Here is a 15,247-nt window from a genome sequence, read left to right as displayed (position 1 = left end):
GACGGAGGCACCATGACGACGCAGACCCCGGCCGTCCACCAGGACGGTCACCGGACCGCATCGGACGAACAAGTGGGCGTGCTGGTGGCCCAGTTGACGCAGGACGTGAGCCGCCTGGTTCGCGACGAGCTGCAGCTGGCCAAGATCGAGCTCAAGGACAAAGGCAAGGAGGCCGGCGTCGGCGTCGGGCTGTTCGGCGGAGCCGGCGCGATCGCCTTCTACGGCCTCGGCGCGCTCGTGGCCACCGCCATCCTCGGCCTCGCGTACGTCGTACCGGCGTGGCTGGCGGCGTTGATCGTGACGGTGGTGCTGTTCGCCATCGCCGGTGTCGCGGCCCTGCTGGGCAAGCGGCACGTCAGCCGGGCCACCCCGCCCGTTCCTCAGCGTGCCGTCCACGGCGTGCACGAGGACCTCGAAGCACTGAAGGGCCACCAGCCTGAAGGAAGGAAAGTATGAGCACCACGCGCCAGACCAGACCGCGGCCTGCCGCCGCTCCCCGGCCCATGGCCACCGAGCATCTGTCGGAGGCCGACGCGCTGCGCGCCGATCTGGAGCTGACCCGGCAGCACCTGGCCGACACGGTCCAGGAACTCACCCGCCAGCTGAACGTGCCGCGCCGGATCAAGGAGTCGGCCGCCGACGCCGGCCATCGCGCCGTCCAGGCCGCGGGCCACGCCGGCCAGAAGGCCAAGGTCACCGCGGCCGGGATGGGTGAGCGGGCCAAGCACCTGCAGCTGCCGGAGCGGATGAGGACGGTTCCCGCGCAGGCGAAGAACCTGCCGGCCAAGGCGAAGCAGGTTCCCGAGCTGGGCCGTAGGCACCCGAAGGCCACCGCCGCCGTGGGTGGAGCGGTCGCGCTCGGAGTCGGTGCCGCCGCCTGGATCGTGGGGCGGAACCGGTGAGCACAAAAGCCGTGAAGCTGGCCTATCGGCCGTTCGGTCTGCTGTCCGGGATCGCCGGCGGTATGGTCGCCGGCGCGATCTTCAAGCAGGTCTGGAAGCGGATCGCCGACGAGGACGACGCCCCGGACGCGCTGCAGTCGGAGTACCCATGGCGGCAGCTCCTGCTGGCCGCGGCGCTGCAGGGTGCCGTGTACGCCGTGGTCAAGGCGGTCATCGACCGCGGTGGCGCGAAGGCGTTCGAGCGCTGGACCGGCGAATGGCCGGGCGACTGATCGACACCAACAGCACAGACCGCGGGCCCCACTCCGACGAGTGGGGCCCGCGGTTTTTCGTTGCTACAACTCCCGCAGGGCCGGCCCGAGCTCCTTGGTGAAGAAGTCGAAGAACCCGTCCATGTCCGGGCCCGCGTTGATCAGCGCCAACCGGTCGTAGCCGGCCTCGGCGAACGGTTTGGCGACCTCGACGTGCCGCGCGACGTCCGGCCCGCAGCCGAACTGCTCCTTCATGTGGCCGGCCGTCACCAGCGCCGTCGCCGCGTCGAAGTTGACCGGATTCGGCAGCTCGGACTGCACCTTCCACCCGGTCACCCCGAACCGGAACAACCGGCGCGCCGACTCGGCCGCGTCGTCCTCCGACGACGCCCAGGCCAGCGGCACCTCGGCGTACCGGGGTCCGTCGCCACCGGCTTCCCGGTACGCCGTGACGAGATCCTCGCGGGGTTCGGTGGTGAACAGCGCGTCGCCCAGCTCAGCCGCGAGCTGGGCCGCGTCGGGACCGCCCGCGGCGACGGCGATCCGCGGCAGTTCGTCGGGCAGGTCGAAAACCCGCGCGTCCTCCAGCCGCAGGTGCTTGCCTTGGTAGGACTGGTAGCCGCCGCTCCACAGCAGCCGGATGATCTCCAGCGACTCGCGCAGCATCTCGTGCCGCTGCGCCACGGCCGGCCAGCCCTTGCCGACCACGTGCTCGTTGAGCCGCTCGCCCGCACCGATGCCGAGCGTGAACCGCCCGCCGGCCAGCAACGCCGTGGTCGCCGCCATCTGCGCCACCACGGCCGGGTGGTACCGGATGAACGGGCAGGTCACCCCGGTCGCGAGTTCGATCGCGGACGTCCGGGCAGCGGCCGCGGCGAGCATCGAGAAGGCGAAACCGGAGTGCTCGTGCTCGGACACCCACGGATGGAAGTGATCGCTGACCTCGACGAAGTCGAAGCCGGCCTGCTCGGCCCGGACCGCCTGGTCGACGATCTCGGTCGGCGAGTACGCCTCCGCGATCAGCTTGAATCCCAGTCTCATCGACGGCTACCTCCGTAAAGACGAATGGATCAAGGCTTGCTGGGCACCAGGAGGATGCAAGTACTGGTTGCCCAAGGCCCCGGCGTTGAGCAGACAGCGCCGGGGCCGCCACCCGGCAGTCAGTCCGGCGGCTCGGGAGTGACCGGTACGCCGTCACCGCCCGTCGCGCGATCACCGGGCGCCGGAACGTCCTCCGCGGCGTCGTCGATGGTCGAGTCCTTCGGCGGATCCTCTTCCGGACCCCGGGTCTCGTCGATCAAATCGTCGACCAGCTCTTCCGGCCGTTCGGTCATGGCTGTCTCCCCTTCCCAGTCGGACGCCGCCCAGTACCCGACCCGCGCCAGGCCATGCACTCGACCGGCACTCACCCGGCGCTCACCCGCGGATCGCGACGACGAGCGCGTCGTTGCCTCGCCGCCACACCGCGCCGGCGCGTACGAAACCGGTCCGGCGCAGCAGATCGACGTGCCAGCCTTCGCGCTCGAGCAGATCACCCGTCCAGTGCGCGAACACCTTCTCCCGCTCGGCCCGCAGCCCGGCGTACCGGGGATCGCTGTACGCGCGCTCGTACCAGCCGTCGCAGTCCTCCGCGTCCGCGAACGTCGTCCGCAGGTGCTCGGCGTGCAGCCGGTCCGCCGCGGCCCGCAGGACCGGCTCCGCGATCGGGACGTGATCGGCGTTCGCGAACACGCCACCCGAGCGCAGCACCCGCGCGACACCCGCGTACACCCAGGCGAGCGCTTCGGCCGGGAACCAGTGCATCGCCGTCGCGGTCACCACCGCGTCGAACGTGCCCGGCAGCCCTTCGTACCAATCCGGCGCGGCCAGCTGCCGCGCGAGCACCGAGACCCGGTCGTCGTCGGCGAAGGCGTCGCGGGCGAGATCGAGCAGGACCGGATCGACATCGACCGCGACAACCTCTGCCTCGGGAAACCGTTCCAGGACGCGGCGGGTCAGCGAGCCCGGTCCGCAGCACAGGTCGAGCACCCGCCGCGGCGGGCCGGCCAGCGCCTCGACGTAGTTCAGGATCAACCGGAACCGGAGTTCGCGATCCGGTGCGTGCCCTGCTTGCTGAACCTCCCAGCTGCTGCGCAGCTCCTCACGCTGTGTCGTCATGACCTCCACGGTGAGCGCCGTCAGGCCTCGACGTCCAAGACGCAAGAGCACTAACGTCACAGCTTCTGGTTATCACTGCAGGTGAGGAAGTTCATGGACGTCGATCTACGGTTGGTGCGGTACTTCCTGGTGATGGCAGAGGAGTTGCACTTCACCGCCGCCGCCCGCCGGTTGTACGTGTCCCAGCCGGCGCTCAGCAATCAGATTCGCCGGCTGGAGGCCCAACTCGGGGCCCAGTTGTTCGAGCGGTCGCCGCGCGGGGTGACCCTGACCGCGGCCGGCGAGGCCTTTCTGCCGCATGCGCAAAGTGCGCTCGCCGCCATCCGTTCCGGCGTCGCGGAGGCGACCGCCGCCGCGGGACGCGACCAGGTCCTGCGGATCGACGTCCTGCAGACCGACCTGGTCACCCCGCGCGCGGTCCTGGCCCGGCTGCGCGAGCGACTTCCCACGCTGCGGCTCGAGGTGAGCAGCCGTGGCAGTCGCGAGCAGGAGCAGCGCCTGCTCAACGGCGACCTCGATCTCGCGCTCTGCGGGTCGACGGCACGTCTGGCCGACGGCCTGGTCCAGCGGGTGATGCGCCGCGAAGCGCTCGGCATCGCGCTGCCCACCGACCATCCGCTCACGCGCGCCGACGCGGTCGCGGTCCGCGAACTGGCCGACGAGGTGCACTACCTGCCCCGCGACGACTTCGCGCCGGAGTGGAACGACTTCGTGCTCGGCTGTTTCCGGACGGCGGGGTTCCAGCCGCGGCGGCACCCGGCCAGCACCGACGGGACGAGTTCGGCGCTCGAACTCGTCCGGGCCGGTGAGTGCGTCGCGCTCGGGCTGTTGTCGACCCCGGCGCCCGAAGGAGTCGTGGTCAAGCCGCTGGCGGCCGGCGTACCGCCGTACACCTGGACGCTGCGGTGGCGTGACTCCGCGCATCCCCCGACGGCCGCTCTGACGGTGCTGCGGACACTTGACTGACGAAAATCCCGCAGAAGTTGAAAGTTCCTGCCGTGGTCACGCACCGCGACATCTGCCTGGTGGGAGCTGTGTTGCAGCCGGATCTCGATCCAACGACTTGATGAGAGTTCGGGGTCGGATGCATAACTTCGAGAATCATGGGGTAGGAATGACTCCACAGATATTGACCGCGGTCCAGACATGTGCCGCGCCGTGACTCAACAGTCGCGAGGTCAAGAATCATGGTCACCGTACTTGCCGGCACCACCGTCGAAGAGCAGCTGCCCTCCGATCCGAAGCAGCGCCGAGATCTGGCCACCCGGGAACTTCTTGCCCGCCGGGCCGCCAGCACCGACGAAAAGCTTCAGCAGTCCCTGCTGGAGCAAGCCATCGAACTGAACCTGGGAATCGCCCACAGCATCGCGAGCCGGTTCCGCGGCCGCGGTGTCGAGGCCGACGACCTGGATCAGGTCGCCTACCTCGGGCTGCTCAAGGCGGCCCGCAGCTACCGTCCCGACACCGGGACACCGTTTCTCGCGTACGCCGTACCGACCATCCGTGGCGAGGTGAAGCGCTACTTCCGCGACTGCTCGTGGACGGTGCGGATCCCGCGGCGGCTGCAGGAACTGCAGGGCTCGATCGCGAGCGTGCGCCCGCAGCTCGTCCAGGATCTGCAGCGGGATCCGACCCTGGAAGAGCTGGCCGCCGAGATCGGCACCGACGTCGCCGAGATCGAGGCCGCGATCGCCGCCGACGGCTGTTTCTCCGTGCTGTCGCTGGATCGCCCGGTCGACGGTGAGTCGACCGCCAACCTGGCCGACACGATCGCGGACGAGGAGGACACCTCGTTCGAGCGCACCGAAGCGGTCGCCGTGCTCGAACCGGTGCTGAACGACCTCACGCCGCGCGAACGCAAGATCCTCGAGCTGCGCTTCATCGAGGGTCACACCCAGGCCGACATCGGCGCCGAGATCGGCGTCAGCCAGATGCAGGTCTCCCGCCTGCTGCGCGGCATTCTCGACAAGCTGCGCGACCAGATCGAGGCGCCGGCCACCAGCGCCGCCTGATTCCTGCGTCGTGGTCCGCCGTAGACTCCACCTACGGCGGACCACCCGCGGAGGAATCGATGCCTGAGGCACCTACCGTCGGAGCCCCGGTGTTCGTGGTGCAACTGCACGACGCGCGGCGCCGGCACTACGACGTCCGGCTCGAGGCCGACGGCGTACTGAAGTCGTGGGCCGTGCCGCTCGGGCCGTCACTCGACCCGGCGATCAAGCGGCTCTCGGTGTTCACCACCGACCACGAGCTGGAGTACGCGACGTACGAGGGCGTGCACGCCGAGGCCAAGTACGGCAGCGGCGCGGTGATCGTCTGGGACGCCGGCGTCTACACCAATCTCACCCGCGACAAGCAACGCCGGCCGGTCTCGGTCGGTGACGCGATCGAGCGCGGGCACCTGAAGATCCACCTGCGCGGCGTCAAGCTGAACGGGACGTGGGCCTTCACGCGCACCGACAGTGATTGGCTGCTGGTCAAGGTGCGCGACGAGTCCGCCGATCCGATGCTCGACCTGACCGTCACCGAGCCGCGCTCGATTCTCAGCGGCCTCACGATCGACGAGATGGCGGCTACCCGGCCGACAGCCTGATCAGCGCGGTCGTCACGATGCCGCCCGCGACGGCGACCAGCATCGGCACCTTGAGCAGGGCCAGCGAGCCCGCCACCCCGACGCCGGCGAGTTGGGTCCAGTCGATCTCTTTGCCGCCGAGCTCGGTGACGATCAGTCCGGCGAGCAGCACCGGCGCCGTCAGCGCCGTCATCCTGATCACCGGCGCCGGCAGCTTGTGGTGCGCGATGACCAGCGGAGCGCTTGCCTTGAGCAACCAACTCAGCACGGTCACGGCCAGCACCGACAACCAGACCCTCATGCGGTTTCCTCCTTCTCGGGCAGTACGCCAATCAGCGCGGCCGCCGTCGCGCCGAGCAGCGCGTAGCTGGGACTGGTGACCAGGAGCAGCAGCGCGGCGATCGCCGCACCGAGCAGCGCGGCCGCGAACGCCCGGCGCGATCTCCTGAGCTCGTCGAGCGCGAGGATCAGGAAGAACGCCGGGAAGGCGACGTCCAGGCCGAGGGTGTGCATCAGCTCGGGCGACGGTGACGTGAGCGCGCCGATCGCCGTACCGCTGACCCAGAAGATCCACTGCGGCACGCTCGCGCCGATCAACCGCGCGGCGTCGTACCGGCCGTCGTCGCGGTGCGCGGCGACGAACGAGGCGTCGGCGAGCGCGAGCGCCTGGACCGCCCGCCGCAGACGTCCGCCTTCGAGACTGTCGTTGAGGGCGACGCTCATCACCAGGTAACGCGCGTTGATCAGCACCGCCGACGTGATCGCCGCGAGCGCCGAGCCGCCGGCCAGGGCGGTCAGCAAGGTGAACTGGGCCGACCCGGAGAACGCCAGAGCCGAGAACAGCACCGGCAGGCCGAATCCCCAGCCGCGGGCTTCGGCCTCGGCCCCGAAGCTCAACGCCAGCACAAAAGCCGCCGCGCCCGGGCCGACTCCGAGCCGCACTCCTTCGGCGAAGTCCTTGGTGTTCACGGGTGGGTCCTGCGGTAGTGACGTTTGGCGCGGGCGCGGTTGCCACAGTCGGCCGAACTGCACCAGCGCCTGGAGCCGTTCTTGCTGCGATCGAGGAACAGCCAGCCGCAGTCGTCGTCCTGGCACTGCCTGAGCCGGCCGAGGTCTTCGTCCTCCAGCAGCCGCCAGGTGGCGAGCGCCAGCTCGGTCACGGGGTCGTCGGCCTGCCAGCGCAGCGGGTTGAGCTGCACGATCCGGGCCTTGCCGACAGCCGCGACCATCAGTTCCCGCAACTCGTCGACGCCTTCGGGTTCCTCGCCGACAGCAACCCGTTGAAGCACCCGGTACGCCGCCTCGCGCAGCACCACCAGCTCGTCCGTCACCTGCGCGTGGCTTGTCAACCCGACGGCCCGCAACCAGTCGTCGCGAGCATCGGGCTCGGCGATCCGGTCCACCCACCGATCGGGGTCCAACCGCCACGCGACCGTGTTGAGCAGATCGAGCACCACGTGCCCGCCGACCAGCTCCGGCTCGAATCTCACCCTAACAGGCTATACGCGTTTTGCTCGTTAGTCACCAGGTGTCGAAGTGCAACACCTCGTCGAGCGGCCGCCGCGCGGCACGCTTGAAGTCCGTCCCGATCGAGTACGCCGTCGGGATCAGCACCGACTGACGCACCTCCTCGGGCAGCCCGAGCAGCTCCGACACCTCCGCCTCGTAGTTGAGGTGCAGCGTCGTCCACGCCGTACCGAGGCCGCGGGCCCTCGCCGCCAGCATGTAGCTCCACGCGGCCGGCAGGATCGAACCCCACAGCCCGGCCTGGTTCCCGGCCGGGAGGTTCTTCGCCGTCAGGCACGGGATCACCAGCACCGGCACCTGGCCCATCCGCTCGCCCAGGTAGGCGACGCTCGACCCAACCCGCTGCTGCACGGGCGCCCGGTTCGGGTCGTCGGCGTACAGACGTCCGGCCGCACCGGAGGACTCCAGGTACGCCGCGACCGCGCGGCGATAGTACTCACCGATCTGCGCGCGCTTGCCGGCGTCCGTGATCACCAGCCAGTGCCAGGTCTGCCGATTGCTGCCCGAGGGCGCCTGCAGCGCGATCTCGATGCACTCCCGGATCAGTGCCATCGGCACCGGCTTGTCCAGGTCCAGCCGCTTGCGCACGGTCCTGGTGGTGGTGAGCAGTTCGTCGGGGCTGAGGTCGAGTGTGTTCACCACAGCAGTTTGTCAGCAGGTGTAGAGGCTGTTGGGATGCACGAGCTACACGTCCCAGCCGCAAGACCTCGTGAGCTACTCGAACGGGGTGGGGTCTCCCGCGCCGACGCGGACGATCTCCGGGACGTCGTCGGAGAAGTCGATCACCGTGGTCGGCTCGGTGCCGGCCTCGCCGGAGTCGATCACCGCGTCGAGCTGGTTGTCGAGTTCTTCCTTGATCTCCCAGCCCTGGGTCATCGGCTCGTCGTGGTCGGGCAGCAGCAAGGTGCTCGACAGCAGTGGTTCGCCCAGCTCGGCGACCAGCGCCTGCGCCACGACGTGGTCGGGGATCCGCACGCCGACGGTCTTCTTCTTCGGGTGCAGCAACCGGCGCGGCACCTCTTTGGTCGCGGGCAGGATGAACGTGTAACTGCCCGGCGTCGCCGCCTTGATCGACCGGAACACCGCGTTGCTGATGTGCACGAACTGTCCCAGCTGGGCGAAGTCCTGGCAGACCAGCGTGAAGTGGTGCCGGTCGTCCAGCTGCCGGATCGACTTGATCCGGTCGATGCCGTCGCGGTTGCCGAGCTGGCAACCGAGCGCGAAGCACGAGTCCGTCGGGTACGCGATCAAGCCACCCGCCCGCACCAGGTCGACCACCTGACCGATCGCCCGCTTCTGCGGATTCTCCGGATGCACGTCGAAATACCTCGCCATACCCCAGACCCTAGCGTTCGCCCCACTACTCCGCGTGCCAAGCACTCGCAGCCGCAGTCACAGGTGGGACGTGATGACCGAGATCGCCAGCGCGAGGCAGCCGAGTACGAAGACCAGCAGCCAGCGCGCCCGGCGAGCGGCGCGCTCGTCTCCTGGGGCCGGGGGTGCGGTCGGACCTGTCATGTCAACATCATCCACCGACCGGCCCCCGAGCTGAACACCGGCTCCCCGACTTCAGGGACCGTTCCGGGGTGCGGTCAGTGAGTCACCTGACTCCCAGTTGCCGCAGCGCCGCCGTGAAGGCCGGCACCCCTCAGATCACTTGGCGAGTCCGAGCGGAACCGCCGTGACCAGCAGGTTCGACGCGTAACCACCGCGCGCGGCGTCGAACGCGCCCGCGCAGGTGATCAGCGACAGCCGGTGGTCGCCGGTCTGCTCGAAGGCACCGCTGCGCGTCGCGAGCGCGTCCTTCGGCACCTCCACCACCGAACTCACCCGGTACGACGCACTGTGCCCGTCCCCGCGCAGCACGACCGTCTCACCGACCCGGATCCGGAGCAGCCGCGCGAAGTACCCGATCCCTTCGGTCGCCGAGTCGACGTGTCCGGCCAGCACCACGGCCCCGAACGGATCACCGGCCTGCGCGCCACCGTCCCACCAGCCCACCCGGCGTACGGCGTCCGGAACGACCAGGCGGCCGCCCACCGTCCCGGCCGGCACAACGGTCGCGGCGGCTCCGCCGGGCAGCACGACCTCGGTCGGGACGAACCGGATCCGCTGACTCGCGGCCGGCGTACCGATCCTTGCCTGCGGCACCGATCCTGACTCGGCGGGCGGCGGCACCGACACCGTGCCACCGCCCGCACCACGGCCCGGGTCCGCTTCGTCCGCCGGCGCGGCGCACCCCTCCAGGGCCACGCTGAGAACCAGAAGCAGACCGAGCAGCATCTTGGTCAGCGACCGACCACCTTCCGGACCGTCACCAGCAGCGCGCAACCGCCCAGCAGGACGAGCGCGAGCAGCGGCGCCGTCGACGACGGCTCCTGCCGCGACATCGCCGCCGCCTGACCGCCGGTCCCGGTGTCGACCATTCCCGGTTTGTCCGTTCCCGTGCCCGGCAGCCGCAGGGTCGCGACCGCGACCGTCATCGTTTTCGAGTTCGGTTCCCCGACCGCGAAAACGCGGGTCAGATATCCGGCCTCGACGGGCAACTGCGCCGGGCCCAGAACAACCGGCCCGTTGGCTCCGGCCGGCACGATGTCGACGGTGTAAGTTCCAGCCGGAACGACGACGTCGAGTGATTCACCGTTCGCCACGTTCGCGAACAGCACTTTCCCGTTCACCCGGATGTCGGCCGGCCCGACCGCGGCCGTGTGCGCGACCCGGACCGCCGCCTTGTCCTTCGGTACGGCGGTCAGTTTGTTCGGGTAGCTGGTGATCACCGGCGGGGCGCTCGGCGCGGCCGGCCGGTGGATCACCACGTCCTGGTTGCTGCCGGCCTGGACCGCGATCTGCCGGTCGACGAGCGTCCTCCCGCCCGCCACCGCGGTGATCCGGCGCTGTCCGGCCGCCACCGAGAACGGCCCGACGACCTTTGTCGCGGCGACCCCGCGCGCCACGACCTTGCCGTCCACCCGGACGTCGACGGTCTGCCCCGGCAGGCCCTGGACGACGTACACGACCCCGCCGGAGGCCGCCCCGGCCGGCGCGGCGAACACCGCCGCCACCGCGGCGACGAGCACCGCGAGCCACAGTGAAAACACCGGCCTAAATAGCGGACCCCGCATTCTCGGAATCGCACCGGCCGCCTTTTCAGGCGGCATCGCAACTGTTCGGAATTGCCCGACCACTTTCCGCTTCCGCATTTCTCCCCCCTCGGAATCGTCACCCCTGGAATTGCCTGAACGATCCAATTCCGGCGTATCGTATGCGCAAGTCGATCCGGCCACCAGAGGAAGTGGCCGGGTCCGTGGGGGGCGATTCACATGGCCGGAATTCGACGGCTCGCGTCCGCCCTGCTGATCGTGGGGCTGGCCACCGCGTGCTCGGACGAGTTCACCGGACCGACCCCGCCGAGTCCCGGTCCGCTGCCGGTCGGCACGGGCAGCGATCGGGTGCAACCACCGACCATCCAGGGCCCGGACCTGACCGCGGCGGGGATCCGGCTGACCGCCGTACCGCGCGGTGACGGCAGTTTCGACGTCACCGAGGAGGTCGTACTGCGCAGTGCGACCAGAACCCTGCGATTGCGCGTACCGCAGTCGGGAGAACGACTGCAAGGCCTGCTGGCTCGCACTGATCCCGAGGCGACCGGTCTGCGGATCGTCGCCGACGGTGACCCGGTCCTGGGTGCGGACACCGAGGTGAAGCCGGCCCGGACGCTGTCACTGGACTCGGCGGCCACTCGGCTGGAGCTGACGTACCGGCTCAGCGGTTCGTCCGCGCGCAGCCGGCCGTCGCGCGTCGGCCGAGCGCTGGCCGCGATCAGCCCCCTCGCCGCCGCGACCGACGGGACGCTGCCCACCAATCTCGCCGTCTCGGGAGGTGGCCTGCTGAACGCGGCCTGCCCGCTGATGGCCGAGACCCGCTGCGCTGTCGGACAGCCACCGAAGCTCGGAATCCAGCCGGGCCTCCCGGCCGGGCGCGCCCTCGCCGTACTCCAGCTCGACCTGCCGATGCAGCCCTGACGGCACTCTGCAGCGACAGCCCCGGGCCTACCCTGTTCCGTATGGTCGACGCGCAGGCTGGCTCATCTGACCGGATCGCCTTCGGTACGGCGCGCGCCCGCTGGGTGCTCGCCGCCACGGCCCTCGGCTCGGGCATGGCCTTTCTCGACGGCACGGTCGTGAACGTCGCCCTGCCCGCCATGGGCGAAGACCTCAACGCCGAAGTCTCCGGACTGCAGTGGATCGTCAACGGCTACATGCTGATGCTGGCCTCACTGATCCTGCTGAGCGGCTCGCTGGGTGACCGGCTCGGCAGGCGCCGGCTGTTCGTGGTCGGGGTGGTCTGGTTCGCCGTGGCCTCGGCCGTCTGCGCGGTGGCGCCGAACCTCGAGGTGATGATCGCCGGCCGCATCCTGCAAGGAATCGGAGGCGCACTGCTCACCCCGGGCAGCCTGGCCATCCTGCAGACCAGCTTCCAGCCCTCCGACCGCGGCAAAGCGGTCGGAGCCTGGTCGGGGCTCACGTCGGTCGCGGCGGCCATCGGCCCGTTCGTCGGCGGCGCCCTGGTCGACAGCGGCTCGTGGCGCATGATCTTCCTGCTCAACCTTCCGCTCGCCGCTGCCACTGTGCTGGTCACCCTTCGCCACATCCCCGAGACTCGCGACGAGCAGGCGACCGGCAAGCTCGACCTCACCGGAGCAGCCCTGGCCACAGTCGGTCTGGCCGGACTGACCTTCGGCCTGATCAGCGCCGGCGACCGGGGATTCGGCGACTCGACGGTGATCGCGGCACTGGCGATCGGCGTCGTCGCTCTGGCGGTGTTCGTCGAGGTCGAGCGCCGCAGCTCGCATCCGATGCTGCCGCCCGGGATCTTCGCCAACGTGCGCTTCACCGGCGCCAACCTGGTCACCGTCGTCGTGTACGGCGCGCTCGGCACCGCCACGTTCCTGGTTGTCGTCTACCTACAGACCGTTCTCGGGTACGACGCCCTGACGGCCGGCGCCGCCCTGCTGCCGATGACGCTGCTGATGCTGTTCCTGTCGGGCTACGCGGGCAGCCTGTCCGAGCGGATCGGGGCACGCATCCCGATGACCGTCGGGCCACTCTTCATGGCCGGCGGCTTCCTGCTGATGCGGCAGATCGAGCCGGGCGTCGGGTACTTCACCGTGATCCTGCCGTCGGTCGTCGTCCTGGGGATCGGCCTGGTCTGCACGGTGGCTCCCCTGACGGCGACCGTGCTCAACTCGGTCGAGGACCACCACGCGGGCATCGCGTCCGGGGTCAACAACGCCGTCGCCCGCTCGGCCCAGCTGATGGCGGTCGCGGCGATCCCGCTGGCGGCCGGCATCACCGGCGACTCGTACCGGGACCCCGCCGCCTTCCAGGACAGCTTCATGACGGCGATGGTGATCTCGGCCGTGCTGGCCGTGGCGGGCGCCGTACTGGCGTACCTGACACTGGCCGACCGGGGCTCCCGCCGTACGACGCCGGAGGCGGCGACAACTCACCGGCACTGCGCGCTGGAGTCGCCGCCGCTCTCGAACAGCCCGTCCACTTCGAAGCGAGGCTGACCTCGCCAGCACCACCACACAGCCGACATGTCGACATATCCCGTCTTCTTCCAGCTGTCCCGAAGAGGGCGTCAGGACCGGCCTTCCCCTGCCGTGACCTTGCGCAACGCCAGGTAGTGCTTGCGCGTCTCCGGTGGGAACTGCTCGATCGCGTAGCGCAGCATCGTGCGCGGCATCTGTACGGCGTACTGGTCGAGCCAGGCCAGCAGCTCGTCGGGTGAGACGCGTTTGCCCGCCTCGCGGAGCATCCAGCCGGCGGCCTTGTGGATCAGGTCTTCGGGGTCGTCGAGAACCTGCGGCGCGAGAGCGTAGATGTCGGTGCTGTCGCCGGCGCGGATGAAGCGGTGGGTGGCGACCAGCGCGATCCGCCGGTCCCAGATCAGGGGTGAGCGGATCAGGGTGTGCAGTACGTCGCCGGGGCGGTCGAGCAGGTGACCGCCGACGATCTGGGGTGCGCTGCAGTCGACCAAGTCCCAGTTGTTCACGTGTTCGGTGTTGCGCAGGTAGAGATCGAAGATCGCGGCAAGGTCCGCGGGGTCGGCCGTCCGGGGTTTCAGCGCGCGGTCGGCGCGGTCGGCGAGCAGGCAGAGCACGGCCAGGCGGTGTTCGTGGACCGGGCTGTGCAGCGCCTCTTCGAGATCCGGCAGCGGCAGCTCCGCACGCTGGTAGGGCTTGACGATGCCGCGCAGGGTGGAGAGCTTGACGCCGATCAGCAGGTCGCCTTCGCCGTAGCCGCCGGGTTTGACCTGGAAATAGCCGGACAGGACCGCTGCCGTTCCCGCGTCGGCGGCGGCGTCGATGTCGGCCAGAAGGTTCGCGACGGTCACAGCATCAAGCCGCCCGTGGCGCGCAGGTTCTGGCCGGTGAGCCAGTGTGAATCCGGGCCGGCCAGGAAGGCGACGATGTCCGCGACGTCGGCCGGTACGCCGACGCGGCCGAGCGCGGTGAGACCGATCAGCAGGTCGGCGGCCTCCGGCGGGTTGGAGTCGCGGAACATGTCGGTGTCGGTCGCGCCGGGCGAGACCACGTTGGCGGTGATGCCGCGCGCGCCGAACTCGCGGGCCGCGACCTTGGTGACCTGCTCGAGCGCGCCCTTGCTGCCGGCGTACAGGGAGATGCCGGGCACCGGGAAGCTGGTGTTCAGCGTCGAGACGGTGACGATCCGGCCGTTGTCGCGCAGTACCTCGCCGGCCCGCTTGATCGCGAAGTACGGACCCTTCAGGTTCGTGCCGAACATCTCGTCGTAGTCGTCGAGTGTCACGTCGGCCATCGGCTTCACCATCGAGCGCGCCGCGTTGCACACCAGGATGTCCAGCCCACCAGCCGGCTCGGCCGCGGCCTCGAAGACCGCGGGCAGCCGGTCGACGTCGGCCTGATCAGCCTGTACGGCGTACGCCCGGCCGCCGGCGTCCTTCACCGCGGCGACCACCTCGTCGGCAGCCTGGCCGGACGACGCATAGGTGAAGGTGACCGCGGCGCCGTCGGCCGCGAGGCGGCGAACGATCGCGGCGCCGATGCCGCGCGAGCCACCGGTGACGAGTGCCGCCTTGCCGTCCAGGACTCCCATCACAGCTCCTTCTGCAACCGCCGCATCGTCGCGATCTCCTTGGTCTGGGTGACGCTGACGTCCTGCGCGAGTTCGCCGATCCGCAGGTCGGCACCCTTCTCGATGGCCGTTCCGCTCATCGTCACCGCGCCCTCATGATGCTTGATCATCAGGGCCAGGAACAGCTGGTCGAACGCCTTCCCGGTGGAGTTCAGCAGCTTGGCCAGCTCGGCCGGCGTCGCCATGCCCGGCATGCCGCTGTGGTCGGCGTGCTCGACGTGTTCGAGCGCCGGCGGGGTGCCGCCGCGTTCGACCAGCAACTGCCGCATCGCTTCGATCTCGGGCTTCTGACCGACCCGGATCCGCTCGGCCAGTCCCTTCACGCGCGCGTTGGACCCGGCCGTTCTGGCCCGTTCGGCCATCACCAGAGCCTGGCTGTGGTGGATCATCATGTCGCTCAGGAACGTCAGGTCGTCGGGATCGACGGTGGCCGGCGACGAGGGAACCGTGGCGAGCGTCTGGTTCGGGCCGCCCGGCGTACCGGGAACGATGACCGGAACGGACGGACGAGCTGGGCCGGACGGCGAGGGTGCCGTCTCTGGTTTCGACTCGCTGCATCCGGTCAGGGCGAGGCCCAGCGCGGCGAGCAGAGCAAGTGTCCGGGGCGGGCGGAAGTGGCTCACAGCACCTCACTCTTCGTGGCAATTCGCTTCCCCACAG

At 69.8% G+C, this 15,247-nt stretch carries 22 protein-coding genes; 8 read left to right on the top strand and 14 right to left on the bottom strand.

The genetic code is table 11. From position 1 onward, the window contains the following. Positions 1 to 12: 12 nt before the first annotated feature. Genes ACQPXM_RS03705 through ACQPXM_RS03695 form a run of 3 tightly spaced genes read left to right on the top strand, consistent with a single transcriptional unit; the run spans position 13 to position 1,174 of the window. Complete coding sequence (locus tag ACQPXM_RS03705) at positions 13 to 456, top strand: phage holin family protein (RefSeq protein WP_432944739.1); 444 nt, start codon at positions 13 to 15, stop codon at positions 454 to 456. After that, positions 453 to 902 carry a DUF3618 domain-containing protein gene (locus tag ACQPXM_RS03700; protein WP_432944737.1) on the top strand — a complete coding sequence of 150 codons (450 nt, stop codon included), beginning with the start codon at positions 453 to 455 and terminating at the stop codon, positions 900 to 902. Before ACQPXM_RS03705 ends, ACQPXM_RS03700 begins: the two co-directional genes overlap by 4 nt. Next, positions 899 to 1,174 carry a DUF4235 domain-containing protein gene (locus tag ACQPXM_RS03695; RefSeq protein WP_432944735.1) on the top strand — a complete coding sequence of 92 codons (276 nt, stop codon included), beginning with the start codon at positions 899 to 901 and terminating at the stop codon, positions 1,172 to 1,174. The genes ACQPXM_RS03700 and ACQPXM_RS03695 overlap by 4 nt, the downstream gene beginning before the upstream one ends. A 63-nt stretch (positions 1,175 to 1,237) precedes the next feature. Here the strand turns inward: ACQPXM_RS03695 and ACQPXM_RS03690 are convergent, their stop codons facing one another. The 3 genes from ACQPXM_RS03690 to ACQPXM_RS03680 all read right to left on the bottom strand — a co-directional run bounded on the left by ACQPXM_RS03690 (position 1,238) and on the right by ACQPXM_RS03680 (position 3,310). Next, on the bottom strand, positions 1,238 to 2,194 hold the full coding sequence (locus ACQPXM_RS03690; protein ID WP_432944733.1) for a TIGR03557 family F420-dependent LLM class oxidoreductase: 957 nt from the start codon (positions 2,192 to 2,194) through the stop codon (positions 1,238 to 1,240). 119 nt (positions 2,195 to 2,313) lie between these two features. Next, on the bottom strand, positions 2,314 to 2,487 hold the full coding sequence (locus ACQPXM_RS03685) for a hypothetical protein (protein ID WP_432944731.1): 174 nt from the start codon (positions 2,485 to 2,487) through the stop codon (positions 2,314 to 2,316). Positions 2,488 to 2,569: 82 nt separating this feature from the next. Beyond that, positions 2,570 to 3,310, bottom strand: coding sequence for a class I SAM-dependent methyltransferase (locus tag ACQPXM_RS03680; protein ID WP_432944729.1), 741 nt, complete (start codon positions 3,308 to 3,310; stop codon positions 2,570 to 2,572). Between the two features lie 93 nt (positions 3,311 to 3,403). Between ACQPXM_RS03680 and ACQPXM_RS03675 the strand changes: the two genes are divergently transcribed. From ACQPXM_RS03675 to ACQPXM_RS03665, 3 genes are all read left to right on the top strand, one after another. Then, positions 3,404 to 4,276, top strand: coding sequence for a LysR family transcriptional regulator (locus tag ACQPXM_RS03675; RefSeq protein ID WP_432944727.1), 873 nt, complete (start codon positions 3,404 to 3,406; stop codon positions 4,274 to 4,276). 221 nt (positions 4,277 to 4,497) lie between these two features. Then, entirely contained in the window at positions 4,498 to 5,322 is an 825-nt protein-coding gene (locus tag ACQPXM_RS03670) for a SigB/SigF/SigG family RNA polymerase sigma factor (protein ID WP_432944725.1), read from the top strand. A 59-nt stretch (positions 5,323 to 5,381) separates the two neighbouring features. Further along, positions 5,382 to 5,903 carry a DNA polymerase ligase N-terminal domain-containing protein gene (locus tag ACQPXM_RS03665; RefSeq protein ID WP_432944723.1) on the top strand — a complete coding sequence of 174 codons (522 nt, stop codon included), beginning with the start codon at positions 5,382 to 5,384 and terminating at the stop codon, positions 5,901 to 5,903. Here ACQPXM_RS03665 and ACQPXM_RS03660 read toward each other — a convergent pair. From ACQPXM_RS03660 to ACQPXM_RS03625, 8 genes are all read right to left on the bottom strand, one after another. After that, positions 5,884 to 6,183 (bottom strand): AzlD domain-containing protein, encoded by a 300-nt coding sequence (locus tag ACQPXM_RS03660; protein WP_432944721.1) that lies wholly within the window; start codon positions 6,181 to 6,183, stop codon positions 5,884 to 5,886. The genes ACQPXM_RS03665 and ACQPXM_RS03660 overlap by 20 nt on opposite strands. Further along, the gene (locus ACQPXM_RS03655; RefSeq protein ID WP_432944719.1) at positions 6,180 to 6,851 is read right to left on the bottom strand and encodes an AzlC family ABC transporter permease; all 672 of its coding nucleotides are present in this window, start codon (positions 6,849 to 6,851) and stop codon (positions 6,180 to 6,182) included. Before ACQPXM_RS03655 ends, ACQPXM_RS03660 begins: the two co-directional genes overlap by 4 nt. Next, the gene (locus ACQPXM_RS03650) at positions 6,848 to 7,372 is read right to left on the bottom strand and encodes a CGNR zinc finger domain-containing protein (RefSeq protein ID WP_432944717.1); all 525 of its coding nucleotides are present in this window, start codon (positions 7,370 to 7,372) and stop codon (positions 6,848 to 6,850) included. Before ACQPXM_RS03650 ends, ACQPXM_RS03655 begins: the two co-directional genes overlap by 4 nt. A gap of 31 nt (positions 7,373 to 7,403) precedes the next feature. Continuing rightward, positions 7,404 to 8,048, bottom strand: coding sequence for a nitroreductase family protein (locus tag ACQPXM_RS03645; RefSeq protein ID WP_432944715.1), 645 nt, complete (start codon positions 8,046 to 8,048; stop codon positions 7,404 to 7,406). Between the two features lie 75 nt (positions 8,049 to 8,123). After that, complete coding sequence (locus ACQPXM_RS03640; RefSeq protein WP_432944713.1) at positions 8,124 to 8,744, bottom strand: L-threonylcarbamoyladenylate synthase; 621 nt, start codon at positions 8,742 to 8,744, stop codon at positions 8,124 to 8,126. A gap of 57 nt (positions 8,745 to 8,801) precedes the next feature. Next, positions 8,802 to 8,927: a hypothetical protein gene (locus tag ACQPXM_RS03635; protein ID WP_432944711.1), complete on the bottom strand. Its 126-nt coding sequence runs from the start codon at positions 8,925 to 8,927 to the stop codon at positions 8,802 to 8,804. Positions 8,928 to 9,062: 135 nt separating this feature from the next. Then, entirely contained in the window at positions 9,063 to 9,692 is a 630-nt protein-coding gene (locus ACQPXM_RS03630) for a class F sortase (protein WP_432944709.1), read from the bottom strand. Between the two features lie 5 nt (positions 9,693 to 9,697). Continuing rightward, the gene (locus ACQPXM_RS03625; RefSeq protein WP_432944707.1) at positions 9,698 to 10,507 is read right to left on the bottom strand and encodes a DUF4397 domain-containing protein; all 810 of its coding nucleotides are present in this window, start codon (positions 10,505 to 10,507) and stop codon (positions 9,698 to 9,700) included. A gap of 222 nt (positions 10,508 to 10,729) precedes the next feature. Here ACQPXM_RS03625 and ACQPXM_RS03620 point away from each other — a divergent pair, with 222 nt between their 5' ends. Both ACQPXM_RS03620 and ACQPXM_RS03615 read left to right on the top strand, forming a co-directional pair. Then, positions 10,730 to 11,431, top strand: coding sequence for a hypothetical protein (locus ACQPXM_RS03620; RefSeq protein ID WP_432944705.1), 702 nt, complete (start codon positions 10,730 to 10,732; stop codon positions 11,429 to 11,431). Between the two features lie 41 nt (positions 11,432 to 11,472). Continuing rightward, positions 11,473 to 12,981: a DHA2 family efflux MFS transporter permease subunit gene (locus ACQPXM_RS03615; RefSeq protein ID WP_432944703.1), complete on the top strand. Its 1,509-nt coding sequence runs from the start codon at positions 11,473 to 11,475 to the stop codon at positions 12,979 to 12,981. Between the two features lie 71 nt (positions 12,982 to 13,052). On the opposite strand, the gene ACQPXM_RS03610 is transcribed toward ACQPXM_RS03615, so the two are convergent. Genes ACQPXM_RS03610 through ACQPXM_RS03600 form a run of 3 tightly spaced genes read right to left on the bottom strand, consistent with a single transcriptional unit; the run spans position 13,053 to position 15,210 of the window. Next, entirely contained in the window at positions 13,053 to 13,808 is a 756-nt protein-coding gene (locus tag ACQPXM_RS03610) for a DNA alkylation repair protein (protein WP_432944701.1), read from the bottom strand. After that, positions 13,805 to 14,548: an SDR family oxidoreductase gene (locus ACQPXM_RS03605; protein ID WP_432944699.1), complete on the bottom strand. Its 744-nt coding sequence runs from the start codon at positions 14,546 to 14,548 to the stop codon at positions 13,805 to 13,807. Before ACQPXM_RS03605 ends, ACQPXM_RS03610 begins: the two co-directional genes overlap by 4 nt. Continuing rightward, on the bottom strand, positions 14,548 to 15,210 hold the full coding sequence (locus tag ACQPXM_RS03600; RefSeq protein WP_432944697.1) for a DUF305 domain-containing protein: 663 nt from the start codon (positions 15,208 to 15,210) through the stop codon (positions 14,548 to 14,550). Before ACQPXM_RS03600 ends, ACQPXM_RS03605 begins: the two co-directional genes overlap by 1 nt. Between the last annotated feature and the right edge of the window lie 37 nt (positions 15,211 to 15,247).

This window comes from Kribbella sp. CA-253562 (assembly GCF_050942265.1).
Classification (GTDB): domain Bacteria; phylum Actinomycetota; class Actinomycetes; order Propionibacteriales; family Kribbellaceae; genus Kribbella.
The sequence above is the reverse complement of the archived record's forward strand: the minus strand, read 5'-3'. Positions and strand labels throughout refer to the sequence as shown.

Coding starts and splice junctions, on each gene's coding strand:
- ACQPXM_RS03705 (WP_432944739.1), top strand. CDS start 13: ATGACGACGCAGACCCCGGCCGTCCACCAGGACGGTCACCGGACCGCA.
- ACQPXM_RS03700 (WP_432944737.1), top strand. CDS start 453: ATGAGCACCACGCGCCAGACCAGACCGCGGCCTGCCGCCGCTCCCCGG.
- ACQPXM_RS03690 (WP_432944733.1), bottom strand. CDS start 2,194: ATGAGACTGGGATTCAAGCTGATCGCGGAGGCGTACTCGCCGACCGAG.
- ACQPXM_RS03685 (WP_432944731.1), bottom strand. CDS start 2,487: ATGACCGAACGGCCGGAAGAGCTGGTCGACGATTTGATCGACGAGACC.
- ACQPXM_RS03680 (WP_432944729.1), bottom strand. CDS start 3,310: ATGACGACACAGCGTGAGGAGCTGCGCAGCAGCTGGGAGGTTCAGCAA.
- ACQPXM_RS03675 (WP_432944727.1), top strand. CDS start 3,404: ATGGACGTCGATCTACGGTTGGTGCGGTACTTCCTGGTGATGGCAGAG.
- ACQPXM_RS03670 (WP_432944725.1), top strand. CDS start 4,498: ATGGTCACCGTACTTGCCGGCACCACCGTCGAAGAGCAGCTGCCCTCC.
- ACQPXM_RS03665 (WP_432944723.1), top strand. CDS start 5,382: ATGCCTGAGGCACCTACCGTCGGAGCCCCGGTGTTCGTGGTGCAACTG.
- ACQPXM_RS03660 (WP_432944721.1), bottom strand. CDS start 6,183: ATGAGGGTCTGGTTGTCGGTGCTGGCCGTGACCGTGCTGAGTTGGTTG.
- ACQPXM_RS03640 (WP_432944713.1), bottom strand. CDS start 8,744: ATGGCGAGGTATTTCGACGTGCATCCGGAGAATCCGCAGAAGCGGGCG.
- ACQPXM_RS03635 (WP_432944711.1), bottom strand. CDS start 8,927: ATGACAGGTCCGACCGCACCCCCGGCCCCAGGAGACGAGCGCGCCGCT.
- ACQPXM_RS03630 (WP_432944709.1), bottom strand. CDS start 9,692: ATGCTGCTCGGTCTGCTTCTGGTTCTCAGCGTGGCCCTGGAGGGGTGC.
- ACQPXM_RS03620 (WP_432944705.1), top strand. CDS start 10,730: ATGGCCGGAATTCGACGGCTCGCGTCCGCCCTGCTGATCGTGGGGCTG.
- ACQPXM_RS03615 (WP_432944703.1), top strand. CDS start 11,473: ATGGTCGACGCGCAGGCTGGCTCATCTGACCGGATCGCCTTCGGTACG.
- ACQPXM_RS03605 (WP_432944699.1), bottom strand. CDS start 14,548: ATGGGAGTCCTGGACGGCAAGGCGGCACTCGTCACCGGTGGCTCGCGC.